Origin of the sequence: Kitasatospora sp. NBC_01302 (assembly GCF_035976515.1) — a bacterium.
Taxonomy (GTDB): domain Bacteria; phylum Actinomycetota; class Actinomycetes; order Streptomycetales; family Streptomycetaceae; genus Kitasatospora.
This window is the reverse complement of the sequence record NZ_CP108404.1, coordinates 466,808-486,148: the sequence shown is the minus strand read 5'-3', so window position 1 is coordinate 486,148 and position 19,341 is coordinate 466,808. Positions and strand designations below refer to the sequence as shown.

Sequence of the window (19,341 nt, the reverse complement as noted above, 5' to 3'; positions counted from 1 at the left end):
CGCGGCACGACCGACCCCGACGGACTACCGGAGCCGACCGCTCAGCCCTTGGGCGAAGGCCTGAGCGGTCGCCAGGTCGCCGGTGTCGGGCCGCGTCCTGTTGATGCCGCCGACGAGCTTGAACGGAAGCCAGGTGTCGAAGCCGCGGCACGAGAAGACGTCACCCACCTCGAAGCCCTTCTGCTCGAGAAGCCGGACGAGGGGGCGGGAGAAGGGCCGCCACCGCGGTTCGGGCAGTCCGCTGGTGGCGAAGACGAACGCCCTGCGTCGTTCCCCCTCCGGGAGTGAGCGGACGAACTGGAGCAGCCGCGGGTGGAACTTCCCCGAGAAGATGCCCGAGCCGAATCCCACCAGGTCACAGGCGGAGAGCTCGGCCGGATCGAGCTGCTCGGGCTCCACGACCGGGGCCGACAGGACCCGGCCCATGACATCGGCGATCCGCTTCGTGTTCCCGTGCGACACGGAGGCGCACACGATGACGGCCTTCATGATGATTCCCCTTCCACCGCAGAACTCCTTCAAGGCGCCGGTGGGATCGGGCCACGCCCCGGACCACTCACCGGAACGCGCCACGCTCACCGGCTGCGGCGCGGCATCGCGCCGCGGTCGCACCTGAGGAGTGGACCGGACACCGCCGACGGATGTGACATCGCCGCCTGTGACACCGGTCACCCCGCCCGGGGTCGGTGCTGATGGACCGTCAGGGGTGCTTCTCCCACGGGGCCGCCCGCGATCGGGTCCGGAAACCGGGCCCGGGTACGTCGCGGACGGGGGCGGGGCGGGGCGGCGGCAGTGGCCGGTGGCGTACCACGCCGTGTCAGGTGCCGTCCGGCAGCTCGTGGTCGGCCCGGACCCGGCGGTCCAGCAGGAGTGCGGCGACCGCCTCCGGGGCCTCGTGCATGGCGTCGTGGCCGGTGGGGAGGTCGTGGACCTGCCACTCGGGATCGGCTTGGAGCCGGGTGCGGAGGTCGGCGAACGGTGTCCGGTCCTCCCAGCCCGAGCAGTAGACGAACTCCCGGCGGGGGACCTGGTCGAACGCGCCGCTGAGCCGGACCGTCTGCAGGAACGCGGCGAGCGGATGGGGACGGCGGCGCGGATCGCCGACGCCCGGCGGTCGCACGGCGTAGCCGGTGGCCGCGGCGCCGGTCGCGAACACCTCCCGGAAGTGCTCGTTCGTCGACGACCAGCACGACTCGCCATCGCGCGGGACGTAGGCGTCGAGGTGCACCAGTCGTGAGATCCGGCCGCCGGCGCGGTCGGCGGCGGCGGTGATCACCATCCCGGCGTAGCTGTGGCCGACCAGTGTCACGTTGTCGAGGTGGTGGCGATCGAGGTGCCGCAGGACGTCCTCGGCGTGTGTGTCGAGATTGGCGGCCGCCACCGCCGCGTTGTCGTCGTCCGGCCGCAGACCGGTCAGGGTCAGGGCGTGAACGGTGTGACCGGCACGCTCCAGCAGCGGGACCACCGCCTCGAACGACCAGGACCCCTTCCAAGCACCGGGCACGAGGACGAACGTCGCCATGGGCCTCTCCTTCTCTCTCGAGCCGCGGCATCGAGGCACGCTGCCTCGATGCCCGGTGGCCCGGTCGGGCGCTCTGCGCGACCGGGAACCACTTCGTATGCAGGTAGTGTCACCGGACCACGGTGTGGCTCGTTACCGATAGGACGCCAACTGATGCCCGTTCACGGCCAACCTCGCCGGACCACTGATGCGACGTCACAGGTGTGGCCGTCCGCCGGGCGCCACCTCTGGCCGTCCGGCGGAACGAGCGCGGTGCAGTCGCACGCACAGGGGCACCTGGTGTACGCGGCCAGCGGCGTCCTGGCGGTCCACACCGAGCGCGGCACGTCGGTCGTTCCCGCCAACCGGGTCGCCTGGACCCCCGCCGCGTTCACGCACCACCACCGCGCCCACGGCGACACCGACATGCGGATCGTCTTCCTCGCGCCGTCCCTCGCCCGGCTCATACCGGCCCATCCCGCCGTGTTCCTGGCCTCCGGCCTCGCCCGCGAGGTCCTGCTCGCCCTGACCAGCCCCGGCAACCACGAGGACGCCGCGCCCGGCCACAGCCGCGCCGCGCGCGCCCGCCTGCTGCGCGTCCTCGTCGATGAACTCCGCGAAGCACCCGAACAGCCGCTGCACCTGCCGGAGCCACAGGACGACCGACTGCGAGCCCTTGCCCGGATCCTGCACGAGACGCCGGCGGAGGGTGCCACGCTGGCCGAGCTCGGGAAGACGATCGGAGCCAGCACCCGCACCCTCAGCCGACTGTTCCGCAGCGAACTCGGCATGACGTTCTACGAGTGGCGCACGCAGCTGCGCATCTGCCACGCGCTCGTGCTCCTCGCCGACGGCCACGACACCACCCGGACCGCCTACGCCTGCGGCTGGGCCAACCCCAGCAGCTTCATCGCAGCGTTCACCGACGTCATCGGAACGACCCCCGGCCGGTACCGCATCGACTCGCGCGGCTACCAGGGAACGGTCCGGCCCTGGTAGTCGAGGAACTGCACGCCGGGCGTGCCGCACTGGGCGAGCATGACGTTCACCAGGCGGGGGATGCTGTCCTCGATGCCGAGCGGGGCCTCGGCGCCTCCCAGGTCCGTGCGGACCCAGCCGGGCGCCATGACCAGCAGCGTGCGGGCCCGTTCGGGCTGGCGGACGGCGAAGCTCCGCATGAACTGGTTCAAGGCCGCCTTGCTGCCGCGGTAGACCTCCCGCAGCCCCGTCGCGTTGTTGGCGATGCTGCCCTGCCCGGACGACATCGCACCGATCAGGCCGGTCGGGGTCACGAGGTCCTGCAGCGCTTCGATGACGCGCATCGGGCTCAGCGCGTTGGTGAGCATGACGTCGTTGAACTCCTCGGTCGTCACCTCGCCGATGGGGATGTGCTCGTCCCGTGTGGTGATTCCCGCGTTGACGAACAGGACGTCCAGCGCACGGCCGTCCAGGCGCCTGCGCAGCGCCGCGACCTGCTCCGGCTCGTTGATGTCCGCCGTCTCGATCTCCACCCTGCCGCCGGCGGTCTCGGCGAGATCGTGGAGCCTGGTTCGCGGGCTGCCCGGTCGGACGGTGCCGATCACCTGCCATCCCTTGGCGAGGAACTGCTCGGCGATGGCATGGCCCAAGCCGCGTCCGGCGGCAACGATCAGGACGGTGGGGGGCGTTTGGTTCGGGGTGGGAGCAGACACAGGCCGGAGTCCTTCACTGGTTCGTCGGTTCGCCGCCGCTCAGCGGGCGGGGGCACCGGAGCCGAGCCTGCTCGGCCCGCGACTCCGGGCTGCTTTCGTCGTACTCCTGCAAGCCTCGGCCACGCGCCGTGCAGAACGGCCTGGAAGCGGTCCTCTCTGTAGCATTGCCACCATGTCGCGTCCCGAAATCGTTGATTCCGACGTTCTGGAACCAGATGACGTGCGAATCCTCCGCAGTCTGCAGATCGATCCACGGGTCGCCTTCGCGACCGTGGCGACGGTCCTCGGGATCTCCGAGCCGACCGTCGCCCGCCGGTACCGCCGCCTGCGGCGCGCGGGGATGATCCGGGTGATCGGCGTCGTCGATCCGGGAGCGCTCGGGCAGAGCCGCTGGATGGTGCGCCTGCGCTGCCGGCCCGGCAGCGCTTCGATGACGCGCATCGGGCTCAGCGCGTTGGTGAGCATGACGTCGTTGAACTCCTCGGTCGTCACCTCGCCGATGGGGATGTGCTCGTCCCGTGTGGTGATTCCCGCGTTGACGAACAGGACGTCCAGCGCACGGCCGTCCAGGCGCCTGCGCAGCGCCGCGACCTGCTCCGGCTCGTTGATGTCCGCCGTCTCGATCTCCACCCTGCCGCCGGCGGTCCCGGCGAGATCGTGGAGCCTGGTTCGCGGGCTGCCCGGTCGGACGGTGCCGATCACCTGCCATCCCTTGGCGAGGAACTGCTCGGCGATGGCATGGCCCAAGCCGCGTCCGGCGGCAACGATCAGGACGGTGGGGGGCGTTTGGTTCGGGGTGGGAGCAGACACAGGCCGGAGTCCTTCACTGGTTCGTCGGTTCGCCGCCGCTCAGCGGGCGGGGGCACCGGAGCCGAGCCTGCTCGGCCCGCGACTCCGGGCTGCTTTCGTCGTACTCCTGCAAGCCTCGGCCACGCGCCGTGCAGAACGGCCTGGAAGCGGTCCTCTCTGTAGCATTGCCACCATGTCGCGTCCCGAAATCGTTGATTCCGACGTTCTGGAACCAGATGACGTGCGAATCCTCCGCAGTCTGCAGATCGATCCACGGGTCGCCTTCGCGACCGTGGCGACGGTCCTCGGGATCTCCGAGCCGACCGTCGCCCGCCGGTACCGCCGCCTGCGGCGCGCGGGGATGATCCGGGTGATCGGCGTCGTCGATCCGGGAGCGCTCGGGCAGAGCCGCTGGATGGTGCGCCTGCGCTGCCGGCCCGGCAGCGCCGCGGCCATCGCCGAGGCACTCGCCCAACGCGACGACGTCAGCTGGGTCGCCCTGAACGCCGCCGGCTCCGAGGTCACCTTCGCCGTGCGCTCGCGATCCCAGGAACAACGCGACGACCTGCTCGGCCGCCGGCTTCCCCGCACCGCCGCGGTGCTCGACCTGCAGGCATCGGTGATCCTCCGTCAGTTCGTCGGCGGACGCGGGCACTACTGGGCCGCACTCGCCGGAGCCCTGACCCCCGAGCAGGAGCGCGCCCTGGGCGCCGGCGGCAACCCGTTCACCGAACGGCCGGTCGTACGCAGTCAGCCGTCGCAGCTCAGCGCCCAGGACGAGAAGCTGCTCACGGCCCTCGCCGCGGACGGCCGGGCCAGCCTCGTCGACCTCGCCGCTGCGGCCGAGCTCACCCCGGGCCGGGTGTCACGACGGCTGCAGGCGCTGGTCGCCGGCGGGGTGGTCCACATCGACGTGGAGATCGCACCGGTCGCGCTGGGATACCGGGCCCGGGCGAACCTGTGGCTGCGAGCCCACCCGGGCAGGATCAAGGAGGTCGGGCGGACGATGGCGCAGATGCCCGAGGTGGGCTTCGCCGCCGCGGTGTCCGGACCGTACAACCTCCACGCCGTCGTCCAGTGCCGCGATCTGGACGAGCTGTTCGAGTTCACCACCGACCGCGTCGGCACGCTGCCCGGTGTCGAAGGCATGGAGATCAGCCCCGTCTTCCGCCAGGTCAAGCAGGCCGGAACCCGCGTCGACGGCGACCGCCTGTCCGACCCGCCGAGCGAGCACGGCCCCCGCTGACCCGCCGGCTCGGCGACTGCGCGTCGACGTCACCCCGAGCGGGCGGCGCCGATACGGTGGCGACGCATCACCACCGCGAGCAGCGAGGAGCGTTACATGCCTGTCGACCCGAGCGACCCGGACGTCTTCCAGGAGGACGACGACGCGGCGGAGCTCCCCCAGGAGACGCCCGAGGCGGATGCCGCCGAGCAGCACACCGACCTCCGCCAGGACAGCGACGACCCACTCACGCGCATCGATCCGGACGCGGCCAACGAGGCCGACGCCGCCGAGCAGGCCCGGGTCGTCGAGCTGGACGAGGACGACTACAGGTAGCCGTCGCCCGGCCCACGGGCGCGACCCGTGGGCCTCGCGCCCGTGCCCGGCGGTTCAAGGCCCGGGGGAGGCCGCGACGGTGCGAGACGCGGTGGCCGCCGAGACGGGGAAGACCAGGCCGTTGGTGCTGCGCGGAGTGTCAACTGCGATGAAGCCCAGGAGCTTTCCGGCGGTGCTGGTGACCCGCCAGGACGTCATCTGCGAGCCCGAGGCCCCGCACGCGGCATGGACCGGATACCGCTCGCCGTGACCTCGGGGACGCCCTTTCGGGGTGCCGTGGTTGCGTTGTTCTCGGGTTCTTCCCCGCGCTCGTGGAAATCGCACTCCGGGGCTCGACAACCAAGCAGAGACCGGCGGTCCTGCGTGCGCCGGCGGTGCCCTTTCGGCCCCTGTTTGCGACGCCGAGGGTACCGGCGGGCAGGGGAATCCATGCCTCGGGCGGCGCTGGTGGCCCAGCCGTCGTCACGCGTGTGACCTGCATGGTTGGCGGCGACCATCGCGAAGTGCCCTGGGATGACCGGCCGTCCGGGCGGTGCGTCAGCGTGACCGTCGGGGTGAGCCGAGCCGCGATCGGTCGTTCAAGGGTCGGTTATCGTGAACGGACCCAGACGCCGATGACGGAAACGATCTGGCCTATCTCAACGGGGTGTCATCGCGGTGCGTGAGTTCGTTCCGAAACGGTGGGCACGGCAGGCAGTTGTGGACGAACGTATCGACACCTCCAGGCCCGCACCCGCCGGATCGGCACCGTGGACCGTGGCAGCGGCCTGCATCGCGGTGGTGTTGCTCGCGGCGTTCGCCGTCGTGCGTCACCTCCACGGCTCGACCATGATCGACATGCTCGTCTACCGGGCCGAGGGCGCCGCAGTCGTGCACGGTGAGGACCTGTACGCCATGCGCGAGTGGGACCTGCCGGCCACCTACCCGCCCTTCGCCGCGATGCTCTTCGTGCCGAGCTTCTGGTTCGACGTGAGCACGCTGCGGGTTCTGGTGGTGCTCCTCAACATCGGCCTGCTCGCCCTGGCCGTCCACCTCTCCCTCCGCCTGATCGGGTGGCCCCGGGCGCGTCACCGTCCGGCCGCCGTCCTTCTCGCGACGGGCCTCGGTGTCTGGCTGGAACCGGTGTACACCACCTTCCAGTACGGCCAGGTCAACCTCGCCATCCTCTGCCTGGTCCTGTGGGACCTGACCCGGCCGGACCGGAACCGGTTCAAGGGTGTGGGCATCGGTCTGGCCACCGCTATCAAGATCACCCCGGGCCTGTTCGCCGTCTACCTCCTCCTCACCGGCCGCACCCGAGCCGCGCTGGTCTCCGCAGGAACGTTCCTGGCGGCCGGTCTGATCGGCTGGCTCGTGCTGCCCGACGCCTCCTTCGGCTTCTGGACCAGGTACCTGTGGGACCCGAGCCGGGTGGGCGTCACGGTCCTGATGGACAACCAGTCCCTCCGGGGCGCCGTCTGCCGCCTCCTCGACGTCAACGACCCGGGCCTGATCGGGCTCGCCACCTGCGCGCTCGTCGGGGCACTCGGCCTCACGGTGGCCGTCCTGGCCGGCCGCTCCACCCGGTTCCTGCGCCGGGCCGACGCATGGGGCGCCGTCTGTACCGCGTTCACCGCGCTGCTGGTCTCGCCGATCAGCTGGACCCACCACTGGGTCTGGTGCATCCCTCTCATCGCGCTGCTGGCCGTGGAGGCCAGGACCACGGCGCGCCGGTTGCTGCTCGGTACCACGCTGGTGGTGTTCTTCTGCCACGCCATGTGGACAGCCCCCCACCGCTGGGGGCGCGGCGTCGCCTGGTACTGGCAGCTGCCCGGCTCGATCTACCCGCCCCTGGGCATCGCCGTCCTCGCCGTCGTGGGGCTGCGCCTGTACCGCGCACAGCGCCCGGGCGACAACGGCGCAGGGGGAGACCGCGGCCTCCTGGCCAGGACCGATCACGATGCCGCCCTGACACACCAGCGCTGATACGACCACCCGAACGGGCCTGCCGAAAAAGTACGTTGAGCCCGTGCTGCCCGGCGGACAGACCTCCTCTTCCGCAGTCCCGCCGACCTGCTCACCGCCCCGCAGCCGACCGACTCGGCTCACTCGATTGGGTGAACCGCTTGCGCGAGGCCTGTTGTACGTGGACGAATCCTGCTCTTCTGATGCTGCTCCCGAAGCAAGGGAGTTCACAGGGAAGGGGAAGTCATGCGTCGGAGCGTGCGGGCGGCAGGGCGTAGGTCGATCGTCGTGGCGGTTCTGAGTGCTGCTGTGCTGACGGTCTCCCAAGGGGCGGCGTCTGCAGACAACATCGGCTGGTCGTTCAGTACTGATTCCCCGGTTGCAGCGGGGAGCAAATTCCTCTTCAAGCCGCAGGCCTTCTGCGATGTGCCGAGTTGCGATTACAGCAGCTCCTGGGGCCTCACCTTCCAGGCGGTGAACGGCAGCCAGTTCCTCAACGATGTCGGGTCGTCCTTCGCGTTGGTGCAGGGCAGCACGGGTGGCGAGGTGGGGACGTGTACGGTGGCCGACGCCACCGACGTCATGTGCCAGCCCAGCGCCGACGGCTCGATCGCCTACAACGACGATCTGACCCTCGACCAAGGCATCGCTGTCCTGGCGGCCGCTGAGTCGTGCACGCCGGTCGTCCAGGGTTCCTGGTACGGCGAGGACAGTCCCGATGCCACTTTGGAGGTCACCACCCTTGGTAACTGCGACAGTTGATGCAGGCTCCTGATGCGCACTCAGCCCCGGCGCAGACCTCTCGGAGCCCGTGCCGGGGCGAAGTGGCTCCGGCTACGAAGAAGGTGCTGACCGGGGGCCTTCTCTCGTTTCAGGACCCGTCCACCCCGGGCTGCTCGTGCCTCTCCTCCTTCGGTCCGGACCGATGGGAGCGATGCAGGCCTCGGGGCGTTGATGGCTGATAATCCTGGGGTGACCCGACCCAGAATCTGTTGAAACAACCGCTGGCCGATGATCAGGATGCCTGGCTGGGCCGTATCGACCCGCGCTGGGCCACCGTCAGGGGTCGGCCGTCGGTCGGGCATGCGAGGGCGTGGGCATGGTGATCGCGATGGCGGGGCTGCCCGGTGCGGGGAAGAGCTCGGTCGCCGAGGCGTTGGGGTGCCTGGCCACCGCGTAGCGGCGGTGAGCACACGCCGTCAGGCGGGAGTCAGCGCCGGGTCAGGGCGGCGGTGCATCGTTGGTGTCACAGGGAACGGGCCGCGGCGAGCGAGGCAGCCGGAGCGGGTCGGTCCCGGGGAGAGGTGCCCGGAGCGGTTGATCGGGGGCCGGGGCTCTGGTCCCGGTCGGGCGCAAGCCCACGCAGGTTCGAATCCTGCCTTCTCCGCCCCCCGCTCGGACCTGCCCGGCGGCGTGCAGGGCGCAAGGACGGGCCGGGCGGACGGCCGCCACCCGCACGGCCCCGTCCGGCTGGTCGCGGTGCTCGGAGCGCCCGACTCCCTCCCCGACGCCGTGGTCGACGAGCAGACCACGGTGGCGGGCGCCTATGCGATGGCGCAGTTCACCGAGGACGGCCGGATCGGCGGCAACCCGATCGGGGTGCGCGACGCCGCCGCCGTCTCGCACAACCTGGCCGACGTCCGCACCGGCGGGGTGGCGCCCCTGCTGGCGGCTGCACCCAACGGGGACCAGACGTCGACCCTGCCGACGTTCAATGCGCTGGCGAATGCCCTGGCCGGCTGCGTCGGCGGCCCGACCTGCGACGAGCTGTTGGCTGCGGCGGCGCGGCCGGGCCGTCCGGCGCCCACCGACACCTTCCAGGCGCTGGTGGAGATCGCCAGGGCACCGGGGGTGAACGTGCCGCAGCTGTTCGCGCTCGCCGGCGTCCGGCCGCTCTTCGCGCCCGCGCTGGGCGCCGCGCCGACGGCCTGGACCCTGGCGCTGCGCTACCAGGGCAACGGCCGTGAGCTGGACGGCCCGGGCAACATCGCCTTCGACGCGCAGGGCGACGCCTGGGTGGTCAACAACTACCGCTTCGACCCGGACCCCCACCAGGCGGTCTGCGGCGGACGTGCGCTGCTGCGCTTCACCCCCGACGGCCGTACGGTGCCCGGCTCCCCGTACCGGGGCGGCGGTGTGTACGGCGCGGGCTTCGGTGTGGCGATCGACCCGACCGGCGACGTGTGGGCCGGCAACTTCGGCTTCCAGGGCCGTGGTTGCCCGCTGGACCCGTCCCCGCTCTACCGCAGCGTCTCGCAGTTCACCCCGGACGGTGCGCCGCTCTCGCCGCGCACCGGTTGGCAGGTGGGCGGGATCGTCCAGCCGCAGGGCATGGCCACCGACCACGACGGCACGGTCTGGGTCGCCAACTGCGGCGGGCGCAGCGTGACCCGCATCCCGTACGGCGACCCGGCCCGCGCGCAGCAGCTCACGGCGGGTGGTGCGCTGGTCAAGCCGTTCGGCATCACGGTGGACGCCGGCGGGCGGGTCTGGGCGAGCGGCAACGGCAGCGACTCCGTGGTCGCGCTGAACCCCGACGGCAGCCCGGACCGGGTGGTCACCGGCGGCGGCCTGGACAAGCCGATGGGCGAGGCCGCCTGCCCGCCGGGCGTGCACACCGGCGAGCCGATCTCACCCGCGGACACCGGCTACACCAGCGACGCCCTGGTGCGGAACACCGGCGTGCAGGTCGACCCCTCCGGCAACGTCTGGCTCACCAACAACTGGCAGACGGTGCCGCTCCAGACCAACCCCGGCGGCCATGAACTCGTGGTCTTCGTCGGCCTCGCCGCCCCAGTGCGCACCCCGCTGATCGGCGCGCCCCAGCGGCCGTGACCCTGGCAACCCGCGGCTCCCGTGGCACCCCGAGGCACTCCGCCATAGGGGACGCCTATACCCGCTGCTGACATTTCGTCTTTGCCGCGCGTTCTCCTCCGGACCTACCGTGGAATCCGTTCGACGAGGTGCTCTCTTTCCGTCGAGCGGACCAATACATCATCGAGGGGAATCAGTGGCATGACCACAAGGGCGAATGCATCGGGAACGCAGGAACTCGCGGGAAAGCGGGCCCTGGTCACGGGCGGTACCCGCGGAATCGGCGCGGCCGTCGTGCGCCAGCTCCTGGCAGCGGGCGCCGAGGTGCTCACCACCGCCAGGTCGGCGACGGGAGCGGTGCCGCAGGGGGCCTCCTTCGTGGCGGCCGACGTGCGGACCCGGGCCGGGGCGCAGGCGCTCGCCACGGCTGCGCAGCAGGTGCTCGGCGGGGTGGACGTGCTGGTCCACAACGCGGGCGGGGCGCGCCCGCACAAGGACGCCTCGGCCATTCCCGACGAGGAGTGGCAGGACGCGCTGGACCTGAACTACCTGGCGTCGGTGCGGCTGGACGCGCTGCTGGCACCGGGGATGCGGGAGCGGCGGTCGGGGGTGATCGTGCACGTCTCCACGGCCGCGGTCGCCACGCCCATCGGACAGTTCCTGCACTACACGGCCGCGAAGGCGGCGCTGGAGAACTACAGCCGGGGACTGGCCCTGGAGCTGGCCCCGTTCGGGGTCCGGGTCAACACCGTGACCCCCGGCAGGGTCGCCACTCCCGGCGGCGAGGCCACCCGGGAGCAGTGGGCGAGCCTGGACGCGGCGCCGAGCCGGACCAACGCCGGTGACACCGCACCGCTGGGGCGCGACGGTCAGCCCGACGACATCGCCAACGCGGTGCTGTTCCTCGCCTCCGACCGGGCGAACTGGCTGACCGGGAGCAAGCTCGTCGTGGACGGCGGTGAATTCCCCAGGGGCTGACGCCGGCGGAATTCCCGAAGCGCCGGTTTCGGCACAAGGAATGCCGGTTTCGGCACAGGGAATTCAGGGGCGCCCGTTCCAGCTCTCCTGCCGCAGGAGTTCGAGCAGGGCCGTCTCCGCCGGGCCCGCGCCCTGCCGGAGCACGGCGATGACGGGCTGGGACACGGCCGGGGAGACCGGGCGCGCCAGGTGCTCGTGATCGTGGGGCACCGCGGAGGCCGGGACGAGCGTCACGCCCAGCCCGTGGGCGGCCCAGCGCACGGCCGTCGCCGTCTGGGAGGCGCGGGCGGCCGTGGCCGGGGCCGGCTCGTCCTCCTGCAGCACGTTCTCCCGCAGCACGTTCAGCAGTACGCCGTCGAGCGCGCTGCCGCGGTCGAACCGCACCCATGGCTCGCCCGCCAACGCGCGCAGCTCGACCCGGTCCGCGGCGAGCCGCCGGTGCCCCTCGCCCAGCACCACGACGAACTCCTCGTCGCCCAGGTGGTGGGCGTCCTCGGGGCTCTCGTCGCACGCCGCCATCAGGGCGAGGTCCAGCAGGCCGCGGCGGCAGAGCCGGTCCAGCTCGGCGGAGCTGGGCTCCTCGAAGACGGTGACCTCCAGCCGCGGGAAGCGGCGCCGCAGCGCACCGAGCGCGCCCGGCAGCTGCCGCGTGCCGAAGCCCAGCTGCACCGCGACCACCAGCTCGCCCGCCACCTCGTCCGCACCGGCCCGCGCCGTTGCCCTCGCCCGCCGTGCCGCGCTCACCGCGACCTCCGCCTCCCGCAGGAACGCGCGGCCGACCGCGGTGGGCACCAGCCCGCTCGGCGTGCGGTCGAACAGCTCCACACCGAGCTCCCGCTCCAGGCCGCGGATCTGCTGGGACACCGACGGTTGAGCCACCCGCAGCAGCTCCGCCGCCGCCGTCACCGAGCCCTCCTCGGCAACGGCCAGGGCGTACTCGAACTGACGCAGACTCATCGGACCCCGTCCCTCCCCGCGGCGGACCGCGGCCCACCCGATGCCATCGTCGTCATGATAGTTGGAAGGAGCAGAGCCGACGGTCGGCCCGATCCCCCCGTCACGTGCGCGCGACCACGAGGAACTCCCCATCTCCCGCACCGACGGCTTCGCGGTTCCAGCCCCCGTAGACGTGCTCGACCGCGTAGCCCGCGTCCCGGAGGGAGGAGCGGAGGGCTGCCTCGGTCCGAAACCGGAGGGTCGCGGTGCTGACCAGTTCCTCGCCGTCGGAGAACTCGTAGTGGTGGGTGAAGCTGACCGCGCCGCCCTGGACGGCGGTCACCTCGGTCCACGCCGTGACGGGACGGCCGTCCGGCAGCACGATCCGGCGTCGCGAGTCGACCGGATTCCACCGCTCCCACCGGCGGGCCCGCGGATCGCGCGCATCGAACACCAGCCGACCACCCGGCACCAGAGAGTGCCTGAGGTCGGCAAGGGCGCCTGCCCAGTGGTCGTCCGCCACGAAGAACTGGGCGACGTGGCTGGTCATGACCGCCACCTCGAACGCTGCCGCAGGAAGGGCCGACGAGGTGCCCTCGATCCAGGTCACCTGCTCGGAGCCGGGCTTGGCGCGAGCCGCGTCCAGTGAGGCCGATGCCGGATCGACCCCGGTCACCATGTGGCCGGCCGCCGCCATGCCGAGGGCGAGTCGGCCCGTGCCACAGCCAAGGTCGAGCACCCGGGCGGCCGGGGTCTCCCGGACGACGGAGAGAAAGAAGTCGTCTTCTCGCGACCACGGGCACTCGGCGTCGTAGACCGCCACGAGGCGGGAGTCGCGGAACTCGGCGTGTCGCACGGGCGGATCGTAGCCCTTGCTCAGCTCGGGTCGCCGGCGGTCAGCTCGGCGCGGAGCATCGAGAAGATCACCTGGTCGTGCCACTGCCCGCCGCGCCACTGCGCGGAGCGCAGCACGCCCTCGTGCACGAAGCCGGCCTTCTCCAGGGCACGCTGCTCGGCGAGGTTGGCGCAGTCGGTCCAGGCCTGGATGCGTTCGGCCCTGGTGTGGTCGAAGAGGTACTCGGCCAGCAGCCGCTGGGCCCGGGTTCCGATGCCACGGCCGTGTGCGGCGGGTATCAGGCCGATCGCCAGGGTCCAGCAGGCGGAGGTGTCGGGCCGCCCCCAGCTGCCGGGGAACCACTCGACCCGGCCCACCGTCACCTCCTTCTCGGCGACGCTGAGCACCCCGCCCTCGGGGCCGAGCAGGCCGGTCTCGGCGAAGCGGCGGCGCAGGCCGGCCGGCGAGTGGAAGCCGAACCACTGGTAGGGGCCGGCACCCTGCGGTCCGCTGAACTCCTGCTCGAACAGATCGAGATCGTCGGCGGTGACGGGGCGCAGCGTGATCTCATCGGGCATGCAACGGCTCCTGATCCTCTGGCCACACGGTTCGATGCCGCATGACCGGTGTGGGCAACGGGCTCTGACCCTCCCACACCTCGAACCGCACCCGGGTGGCCGGGGTGTCGCTGCCCGCTTCCACGGGCGAGCGCTCCGCCCGGCGCCCCCGCACGGAGCGAGGTCGAGGGGCCCGGCCGTACCCGGACCCGGGCCGGGTGCGCGCGCTCGCAGGCTGAGCCTGCGAGCGGCGGCGACCGGGGCCCGGGCGGTGTTCAGTCGGCGAGGGCGCCCATCGGGTCCCACGCGGGCAGCACGATCGGCGGCTGGTCGAGGGCGGCGACCAGCTCCGGGGGCAGCGCGGAGCGGCGCACGGCGATCTCGAAGACGTGCTCGCCGAACCACGAATCGTTCATGGTCCAGAAGCCCTTGTCGGCCTTCTCCTCGCCCCAGCTGTTCTCCACCCGCCAGCGGCGCGGGCTGCCGTCCAGCACGTCGACGCCGGTGAGCAGCATCGCGTGGGTCATGCTCGTCTCGTGGTGGAGCAGCCGGGCGGCCTTGTCCATGGTGAAGGCGGTGTCGTAGACGGCCGCGTAGTCGAAGAGGGCGGCGTCCCAGACGCCGGCGTCCGCGCGCATCATCTTCGTCACGTCGCAGCCGAACCAGACCGGTTCGCCGCCGACGATCGACTCCATGGCCAGCCGCTTCAGCAGCTCCATCCGCACGTTGAGGTAGACCACCGGCGGGGCGTCGACGACGTTGCCCAGGTACTCGACGGTGAAGGTGCGGCCCACCGGGCTCGACTCGCGCGGGTCGTGCACCAGGCAGACGTACTCCTCCAGCGGGAGCTGCACGTACGAGGCGGCGAACTCCGCCGGGGTGAGCCAGCCGTCGCGGTGGAACTCCTTGTCCTTGTCCTCCCACTGCCACAGGAAGCGCTGCGGCGGCGTGCCGAGGTGGATGCTGATCACCCGGTGGACGGCGGCCAGGATCTCCCGCTTGGTCTTGCGCTGCGCCTCGACCCCTTCGCCGGCCTGCCCGCGCAGGTCACGGGCGCCCTGGCGGAGCAGGGTGCGCAGCGCGCGGTTCATCGCCCGGGTCGAGGAGGAGCTGATGCTCTCCGGCATCGCCGACTTGGGCACCAGGCCGTGCTTGGCGACCAGCGCCACGAACATGTTCCACTGGCCCCCGTCGCTGATCGGCTCCTCCAGCAGGTGCGCCACGGTGCGGTCGTCCACGTCGCGGTCCGTGGTCTCGATGACCGCCTCGAGGAAGTGGTTCGCCCGCTCGAACTTGTCCCACCAGAGCAGGTGGTTCTGGGAGAACTCGAAGTCCTTCACGCCCAGCTTCTGCGCGGCCCCGACGCGCAGCAGGTTGAGCCCGGCGAACATCCAGCAGCGCCCGCTCTGCTTCTGGTTGGTGGCCTTCCAGTCGTCCAGGTGGTGGGAGACCGAGTGGTCGATGGCGGTGAGGATCCGCCGGTCCAGCGCCACGTCGTCCACCGGTGTCTGCGTGACGGCGTTCTGCATCAGCCGGTTCGCCGGGCGGCCGGCGAACTCCTCCTCGAACGCGTGGAGCTGAGCGGGCGTCAAACTGCGGTCCATCGCCTCGTGAGAGCGATCGTTTCCTATGGTCACAGCGGTCTTCCTCCGGTTCCCGGTGGTTCGTTCGAGGAGCGCTCCCTCACCGTTGCACGACCGTTCGGCCGTAGTCAACGGAGTTGGACGGGGGCAGTGGGGCTGCCCGTCGACCATGCGGCCGGTGCCTGTCCCCGGCAGCGCACGGAGGTGGTCGCGTCCGCTGCGGACCGTGACGGCGAGCGTCCCGGTCCCCGCGGGGATGGCGGGGCCGGGACGGGGGCGGAGTGTGCCGGCGGGCTCAGCTGTTGCGCAGCACCTCCGCCAGGTACATCCCGCAGCCGGCGTTCTGGATGCCGGTGGCAGCGACCCAGTAGCCGGGCGGGGTGGGCGAGTCGGCGCAGGCGGTGATGCCGTTGTAGACGGTGCTCAGCCGGCCGCCCAGGTACATGCCGCAGGAGCTGATCTGGTAGTTCGCGGTGATCACGTAGCCGGCGGGAACGGGCGAGTTGCCGCAGAACTGCATGCCGTTGGAGGCGGCGTTGATGTTGGCGGCCAGGTAGATGCCGCAGGCCGCGTTCTGGTAGTTCGCGGTGATCGCGTAACCGGCCGGGATGGGCGAGTTGCCGCAGATCTGCATGCCGTTGGAGATGGTGTGCAGCACCTCGGCGTAGTCCTGGGCGCAGGCGCTGTTCGGCCCCTCGCTGGTGATCGCGAAGCCCGTCGGGATGGGCGAGTTGCCGCAGATCTGGATGCCGTTGGTGGCGGTGGTGATCCGTCCGGCCTGGTAGGGGCCGCAGCTGCTGGTGGTGAAGTTGGAGGTGATCACGTAGGGGCTGGGGACCGGGCCGTTCTCGCAGATCTGCAGCCCGTTGGACGGGGGCTGGATGGTCTCGGTCAGGTAGCCGCCGGTACAGCTGCTGGTCAGGGTCTCCGAGACGATCACGTAGCCGGGCGGCACCGGGACGCTGCCGCACACCGAGGCGGCCTGGGCGGCGCCGGCGAAGAAGACCACCCCGCCGGCCAGCAGGGTGAGAGCGGACAGCAGTCGGCCCAGCCACATGCCGATGGATTTCAGGGACTTCACGGACCTTATGGATTGCATGGGAACCCTCGTTCTCGCGTTCGCTTGGCTGTGCGCGACGCTAGCGACGGTGCCCGGGGGCGCGCCGCCACCTGTTCGGGGGGCTTGAGCCGGGCCGGCGCGCCACCGGGCGTTTCGCAGGGCAGAGGCTCAGCGGTGCAGCGCGTCCAGCCCGTCCTCGCGGACCCGGTGGGCCAGGTCGGTCTTGGTGTACGTGGGTCGCCCCGCCTGCTGGTACTTGGCCTTGACCCGGTCCAGGTAGTCCTTGGCGGTGTTGGGGGTGATGCCGGCCCGGCGGGCGGCGGACTTGAGGGTGAGTCCGGAGGCGTAGTCGAGCAGCACCTGGAGTTCGCGCGGGGCGAGCCGGGGGCGGTCGGGGTGGTCGTCGTGGGCGCAGGCGAAGGCGAGCTCGGGGGAGTGGGCGCTGCCGCCGGCGGCGATCTGCTCGATCGCGGCGACCAGGGCGGGCAGGTCGTTGTCCTTGGTCAGGTAGCCGTCGGCGCCGGCGGTGAGGGCGGCCAGGATCCGGTGGCGGTCCGGCACCGTGCTGATCACCAGGACCCGGCTGCCCGCCGCGCGCAGCCGGCGGATGTTCTGAGCCGGCAGCGAGCCGTCCCGCAGCACGAGGTCGAGCAGCACCACGTCGGCGGGAGGCGCCGGCGGCGCCGGTCGCGCCGGGGCCTGGTCCAGCAGCCCGGAGACCGTGGCGGCGACCGCGGCCACCCGCAGGCCCGGCACCTGGCGCAGCCAGCAGCGCATGCCGTCCAGCAGCATCCGGTCGTCGTCCACCACCGCGACCGTGATCACGCGGGCCACCGCAGCTCCACGCAGGTGCCCTCGCCCGGTGCGCTGTCGACGGCGGCCAGGCCGCCGGCCTCGCGCAGCCGGGCGTGCACCGAGCGGCGCAGTCCGAAGCCGGCGCCGGTGCGCGACGGGTCGAAGCCGCTGCCCTGGTCGGCCACGGTGATCCGGACCCCGCCGCCCGTTGCTCCGGTGGCGGTGAGGTAGGCGCGGCGGGTCCCGGCGTGGCGGATCACGTTGGTGAGTGCCTCGCCGGTCGCGGCGGCCAGTGCGGTGGCCACCTCGCCGGGCAGTTCGGGCAGCGCCCGGTACTGGGTGGTGACGGTCAGTCCCAGGTCCTCGGCGGAGCGGACCGTCCGTTCGAGGGCGGCGCCGATCCCGGGGTCCTCCCGGAGGCCGGGCAGCGGGCCCTCGGGCTCCTCGCCGCGCTGGATCAGCCGGCGCAGGTAGGCGGCGTCCCGGGCGCAGCGCTCCCGGACCCCGGTGGCGTTGGCGTCCACCCCGCCGGTGGCGATCACGGTGAGGGTGGCGAGCACGGTGTCGTGCAGGGCGCGGTGGTGGTCCAGGCGCTCGGCGTACCGGGCGCGTTCGGCCTCGGCGGCCAGCGCCCGCCGGGTGGCGGCGTCGAGCAGCCGGCCCTCGCGGCGCAGGTACCACCAGAAGACCAGGGCGAGTGCGGCGGAGGAGGCGAGCGCGTTGAGGTCGCCGCCGAGGATCGCCGGTGTGGAGTGGGCCAGGTGATGCCAGCTCAGGTGAACGAAGCTCAGCAACAGCAGCGCGCCGACCAGTCGGCGCCCCGAACAGGCGACGGCCGCGGTGGCGCCCGCGGAGCCGCCGAGCAGCAGCACCCAGGCGGCCCGGTCGCGTGCGCCGCCCGTGCCGCCCAGCGCGAGCGCCGCGAGCGGGAGCAGGCAGCCGCTGACCACGACGTCCAGCCAGACGAGCCGCTGGTCCAGGGCGCCGGTGCGCAGCGCCCCGCCGTGCACCATAACGGTGCAGGTCACGGCGGTGGCGAGGATGGCCCAGGCGGCGGGCTGGGTCCGCTGGTGCTGGGCCACGAACGAGGAAGCCGCCGGTCAGATGGCTGACCCGGTAGAGGCCGGTGGCCAGGATCATGAACGACCGGGCCCGGTGGAGCCCTGATTCGGAGTAAGGCAACCGCTGCACGTTCATACCTTACGGCGAGCATCAGCCAGAATGAATCGTCTGCGTGCGATCGCCGGCCGGCAGCGATGCCGCCGCGCGCGACCGACCCCGGACCGGTGTGCCGTGGTGCGGATCGGTCCGGGGCCAGTGGTGCGCGGGTCTGTCCGAGGCGGGGGCCGAGGCGGTGCCTCGGACGGTGGCTCAGGCGGTGGCGAGCTGCTGGAGCTTGCTGATGTCGATCACGTTGTCGGCCGGCGGTGCCTGGACGTTGACGGGGACGCCGAAGTTGCTGAAGACCATGTGGTCACCGGAGTCGGAGATCGCCTGGAGCGGGTAGGGCTGGCCCTGGGCGGCGACCCAGACGTCGGTCTTGCTGCCGTCGCTGCTGTCGGTGACGTGCAGGACGAGGGTGGGCTGCCCGTTCAGGGTGTCGGAGCTGCCCTTGGTGACCGAGGAGTTGCCCGTCGTCATCTCACTGGTGAGCTGGGTGAGATCGCAGAAGTCCGCCATGTCCTTGAGGTCGGAGTCGCTCGTCACACCGGTGAGCCAGCGGCCCTTGAAGAGCTCGGCCGCCTGGGCGCCGTGGGCTCCGCCGATGGTGGTCCAGAACTTCGTGTCCGGCTTCATCCAGACCGTCTGCCCGGCACGGACGATGTCGCTGGAGCCCTTGGAGCCCAGGCTGATGTTGCCGGTGCAGTTTCCCTGGGTGTCGAGCGACAGGCTCATGGCGAGGGCCTCGCCGGCGTCGGTGCCCTTCATGTCGATCTTGACCGCCTTGGCCGCCTTCAGGGCCGTGGTGGCCTGCTGGAGGACCTGGGTGCCGGACAACGCCGACAGGTCGGCGGGCCCGGACGGCGACGGCGAAGCGGAAGCGGACGGTGCAGCCGAACTGGCGATCGCAGGTGTCGAGGCCGGTGCCGGCGCGGCGGACTTGGCGGCGCCCTTGTCGGAACCGCAGGCCGTGAGGCCGAGTGTGAGCGCCGTGCAGGCGAGAGCGATCTTGAAGGAGGGGCTGGTACGCACGAGTCTACTTTCAAGCAGGTGGTGGCCGAGGGAGCCACACAAACTGGCTGGAAAGCTACCAGGGCGGGCCGAGGAAATTCTCATCGGACCATCCGTCACGTCGC

Annotated in this window: 19 protein-coding genes, 1 tRNA gene and 2 pseudogenes; 10 read left to right on the top strand and 12 right to left on the bottom strand. The window is 71.8% G+C overall.

Annotated features, from left to right (window positions below):
* Positions 1–24 precede the first annotated feature (24 nt).
* The gene (locus OG294_RS02330; protein WP_327064674.1) at positions 25–489 is read right to left on the bottom strand and encodes a flavodoxin family protein; all 465 of its coding nucleotides are present in this window, start codon (positions 487–489) and stop codon (positions 25–27) included.
* A gap of 328 nt (positions 490–817) precedes the next feature.
* Entirely contained in the window at positions 818–1,522 is a 705-nt protein-coding gene (locus tag OG294_RS02325) for an alpha/beta fold hydrolase (protein WP_327064673.1), read from the bottom strand.
* A 252-nt stretch (positions 1,523–1,774) separates the two neighbouring features.
* Here OG294_RS02325 and OG294_RS02320 point away from each other — a divergent pair, with 252 nt between their 5' ends.
* Complete coding sequence (locus OG294_RS02320; protein ID WP_327064672.1) at positions 1,775–2,500, top strand: helix-turn-helix transcriptional regulator; 726 nt, start codon at positions 1,775–1,777, stop codon at positions 2,498–2,500.
* Here the strand turns inward: OG294_RS02320 and OG294_RS02315 are convergent.
* The gene (locus tag OG294_RS02315; protein WP_327064671.1) at positions 2,473–3,192 is read right to left on the bottom strand and encodes an SDR family oxidoreductase; all 720 of its coding nucleotides are present in this window, start codon (positions 3,190–3,192) and stop codon (positions 2,473–2,475) included. The genes OG294_RS02320 and OG294_RS02315 overlap by 28 nt on opposite strands.
* On the opposite strand from OG294_RS02315, the pseudogene OG294_RS02310 reads away from it, so the two are divergent.
* Positions 3,116–3,481 (top strand): annotated as a pseudogene (locus OG294_RS02310) (hypothetical protein); the annotation flags it as partial. The gene OG294_RS02315 and the pseudogene OG294_RS02310 sit on opposite strands and share 77 nt — an antisense overlap.
* Before the next feature lie 194 nt (positions 3,482–3,675).
* Here the strand turns inward: OG294_RS02310 and OG294_RS02305 are convergent.
* Positions 3,676–4,002: pseudogene (locus OG294_RS02305) on the bottom strand (SDR family NAD(P)-dependent oxidoreductase); the annotation flags it as partial.
* 220 nt (positions 4,003–4,222) lie between these two features.
* Between OG294_RS02305 and OG294_RS02300 the strand changes: the two are divergent.
* The 8 genes from OG294_RS02300 to OG294_RS02265 all read left to right on the top strand — a co-directional run bounded on the left by OG294_RS02300 (position 4,223) and on the right by OG294_RS02265 (position 11,278).
* Complete coding sequence (locus tag OG294_RS02300; RefSeq protein WP_327071419.1) at positions 4,223–5,227, top strand: Lrp/AsnC family transcriptional regulator; 1,005 nt, start codon at positions 4,223–4,225, stop codon at positions 5,225–5,227.
* Between the two features lie 96 nt (positions 5,228–5,323).
* Complete coding sequence (locus tag OG294_RS02295; RefSeq protein WP_327064670.1) at positions 5,324–5,542, top strand: hypothetical protein; 219 nt, start codon at positions 5,324–5,326, stop codon at positions 5,540–5,542.
* A gap of 79 nt (positions 5,543–5,621) precedes the next feature.
* On the top strand, positions 5,622–5,792 hold the full coding sequence (locus tag OG294_RS02290) for a hypothetical protein (RefSeq protein WP_327064669.1): 171 nt from the start codon (positions 5,622–5,624) through the stop codon (positions 5,790–5,792).
* 449 nt (positions 5,793–6,241) lie between these two features.
* Positions 6,242–7,507, top strand: a complete 1,266-nt coding sequence (locus tag OG294_RS02285) for a glycosyltransferase 87 family protein (protein WP_327064668.1) — start codon at positions 6,242–6,244, stop codon at positions 7,505–7,507.
* A gap of 225 nt (positions 7,508–7,732) precedes the next feature.
* Positions 7,733–8,248 (top strand): hypothetical protein, encoded by a 516-nt coding sequence (locus tag OG294_RS02280; protein ID WP_327064667.1) that lies wholly within the window; start codon positions 7,733–7,735, stop codon positions 8,246–8,248.
* A gap of 536 nt (positions 8,249–8,784) precedes the next feature.
* A tRNA-Gln gene (locus tag OG294_RS02275) sits at positions 8,785–8,873 on the top strand.
* A gap of 26 nt (positions 8,874–8,899) precedes the next feature.
* A complete protein-coding gene (locus tag OG294_RS02270; protein WP_327064666.1) occupies positions 8,900–10,321 on the top strand; it encodes a hypothetical protein in 1,422 nt (473 codons plus the stop codon).
* A gap of 180 nt (positions 10,322–10,501) precedes the next feature.
* Positions 10,502–11,278, top strand: a complete 777-nt coding sequence (locus OG294_RS02265) for an oxidoreductase (protein ID WP_327064665.1) — start codon at positions 10,502–10,504, stop codon at positions 11,276–11,278.
* A gap of 63 nt (positions 11,279–11,341) precedes the next feature.
* Here OG294_RS02265 and OG294_RS02260 read toward each other — a convergent pair whose 3' ends face one another.
* The 8 genes from OG294_RS02260 to OG294_RS02225 all read right to left on the bottom strand — a co-directional run bounded on the left by OG294_RS02260 (position 11,342) and on the right by OG294_RS02225 (position 19,237).
* Positions 11,342–12,235 carry a LysR family transcriptional regulator gene (locus OG294_RS02260; RefSeq protein ID WP_327064664.1) on the bottom strand — a complete coding sequence of 298 codons (894 nt, stop codon included), beginning with the start codon at positions 12,233–12,235 and terminating at the stop codon, positions 11,342–11,344.
* Positions 12,236–12,335: 100 nt separating this feature from the next.
* A complete protein-coding gene (locus tag OG294_RS02255; protein WP_327064663.1) occupies positions 12,336–13,070 on the bottom strand; it encodes a class I SAM-dependent methyltransferase in 735 nt (244 codons plus the stop codon).
* Positions 13,071–13,090: 20 nt separating this feature from the next.
* The gene (locus OG294_RS02250) at positions 13,091–13,627 is read right to left on the bottom strand and encodes a GNAT family N-acetyltransferase (RefSeq protein ID WP_327064662.1); all 537 of its coding nucleotides are present in this window, start codon (positions 13,625–13,627) and stop codon (positions 13,091–13,093) included.
* A 254-nt stretch (positions 13,628–13,881) separates the two neighbouring features.
* On the bottom strand, positions 13,882–15,210 hold the full coding sequence (locus tag OG294_RS02245) for an aminopeptidase C (RefSeq protein ID WP_327064661.1): 1,329 nt from the start codon (positions 15,208–15,210) through the stop codon (positions 13,882–13,884).
* 274 nt (positions 15,211–15,484) lie between these two features.
* Entirely contained in the window at positions 15,485–16,270 is a 786-nt protein-coding gene (locus OG294_RS02240; RefSeq protein ID WP_327064660.1) for a hypothetical protein, read from the bottom strand.
* A gap of 147 nt (positions 16,271–16,417) precedes the next feature.
* Positions 16,418–17,083: a response regulator transcription factor gene (locus OG294_RS02235; protein ID WP_327064659.1), complete on the bottom strand. Its 666-nt coding sequence runs from the start codon at positions 17,081–17,083 to the stop codon at positions 16,418–16,420.
* Entirely contained in the window at positions 17,071–18,072 is a 1,002-nt protein-coding gene (locus OG294_RS02230; RefSeq protein WP_327064658.1) for a sensor histidine kinase, read from the bottom strand. Before OG294_RS02230 ends, OG294_RS02235 begins: the two co-directional genes overlap by 13 nt.
* 343 nt (positions 18,073–18,415) lie before the next feature.
* On the bottom strand, positions 18,416–19,237 hold the full coding sequence (locus OG294_RS02225) for a hypothetical protein (protein WP_327064657.1): 822 nt from the start codon (positions 19,235–19,237) through the stop codon (positions 18,416–18,418).
* Between the last annotated feature and the right edge of the window lie 104 nt (positions 19,238–19,341).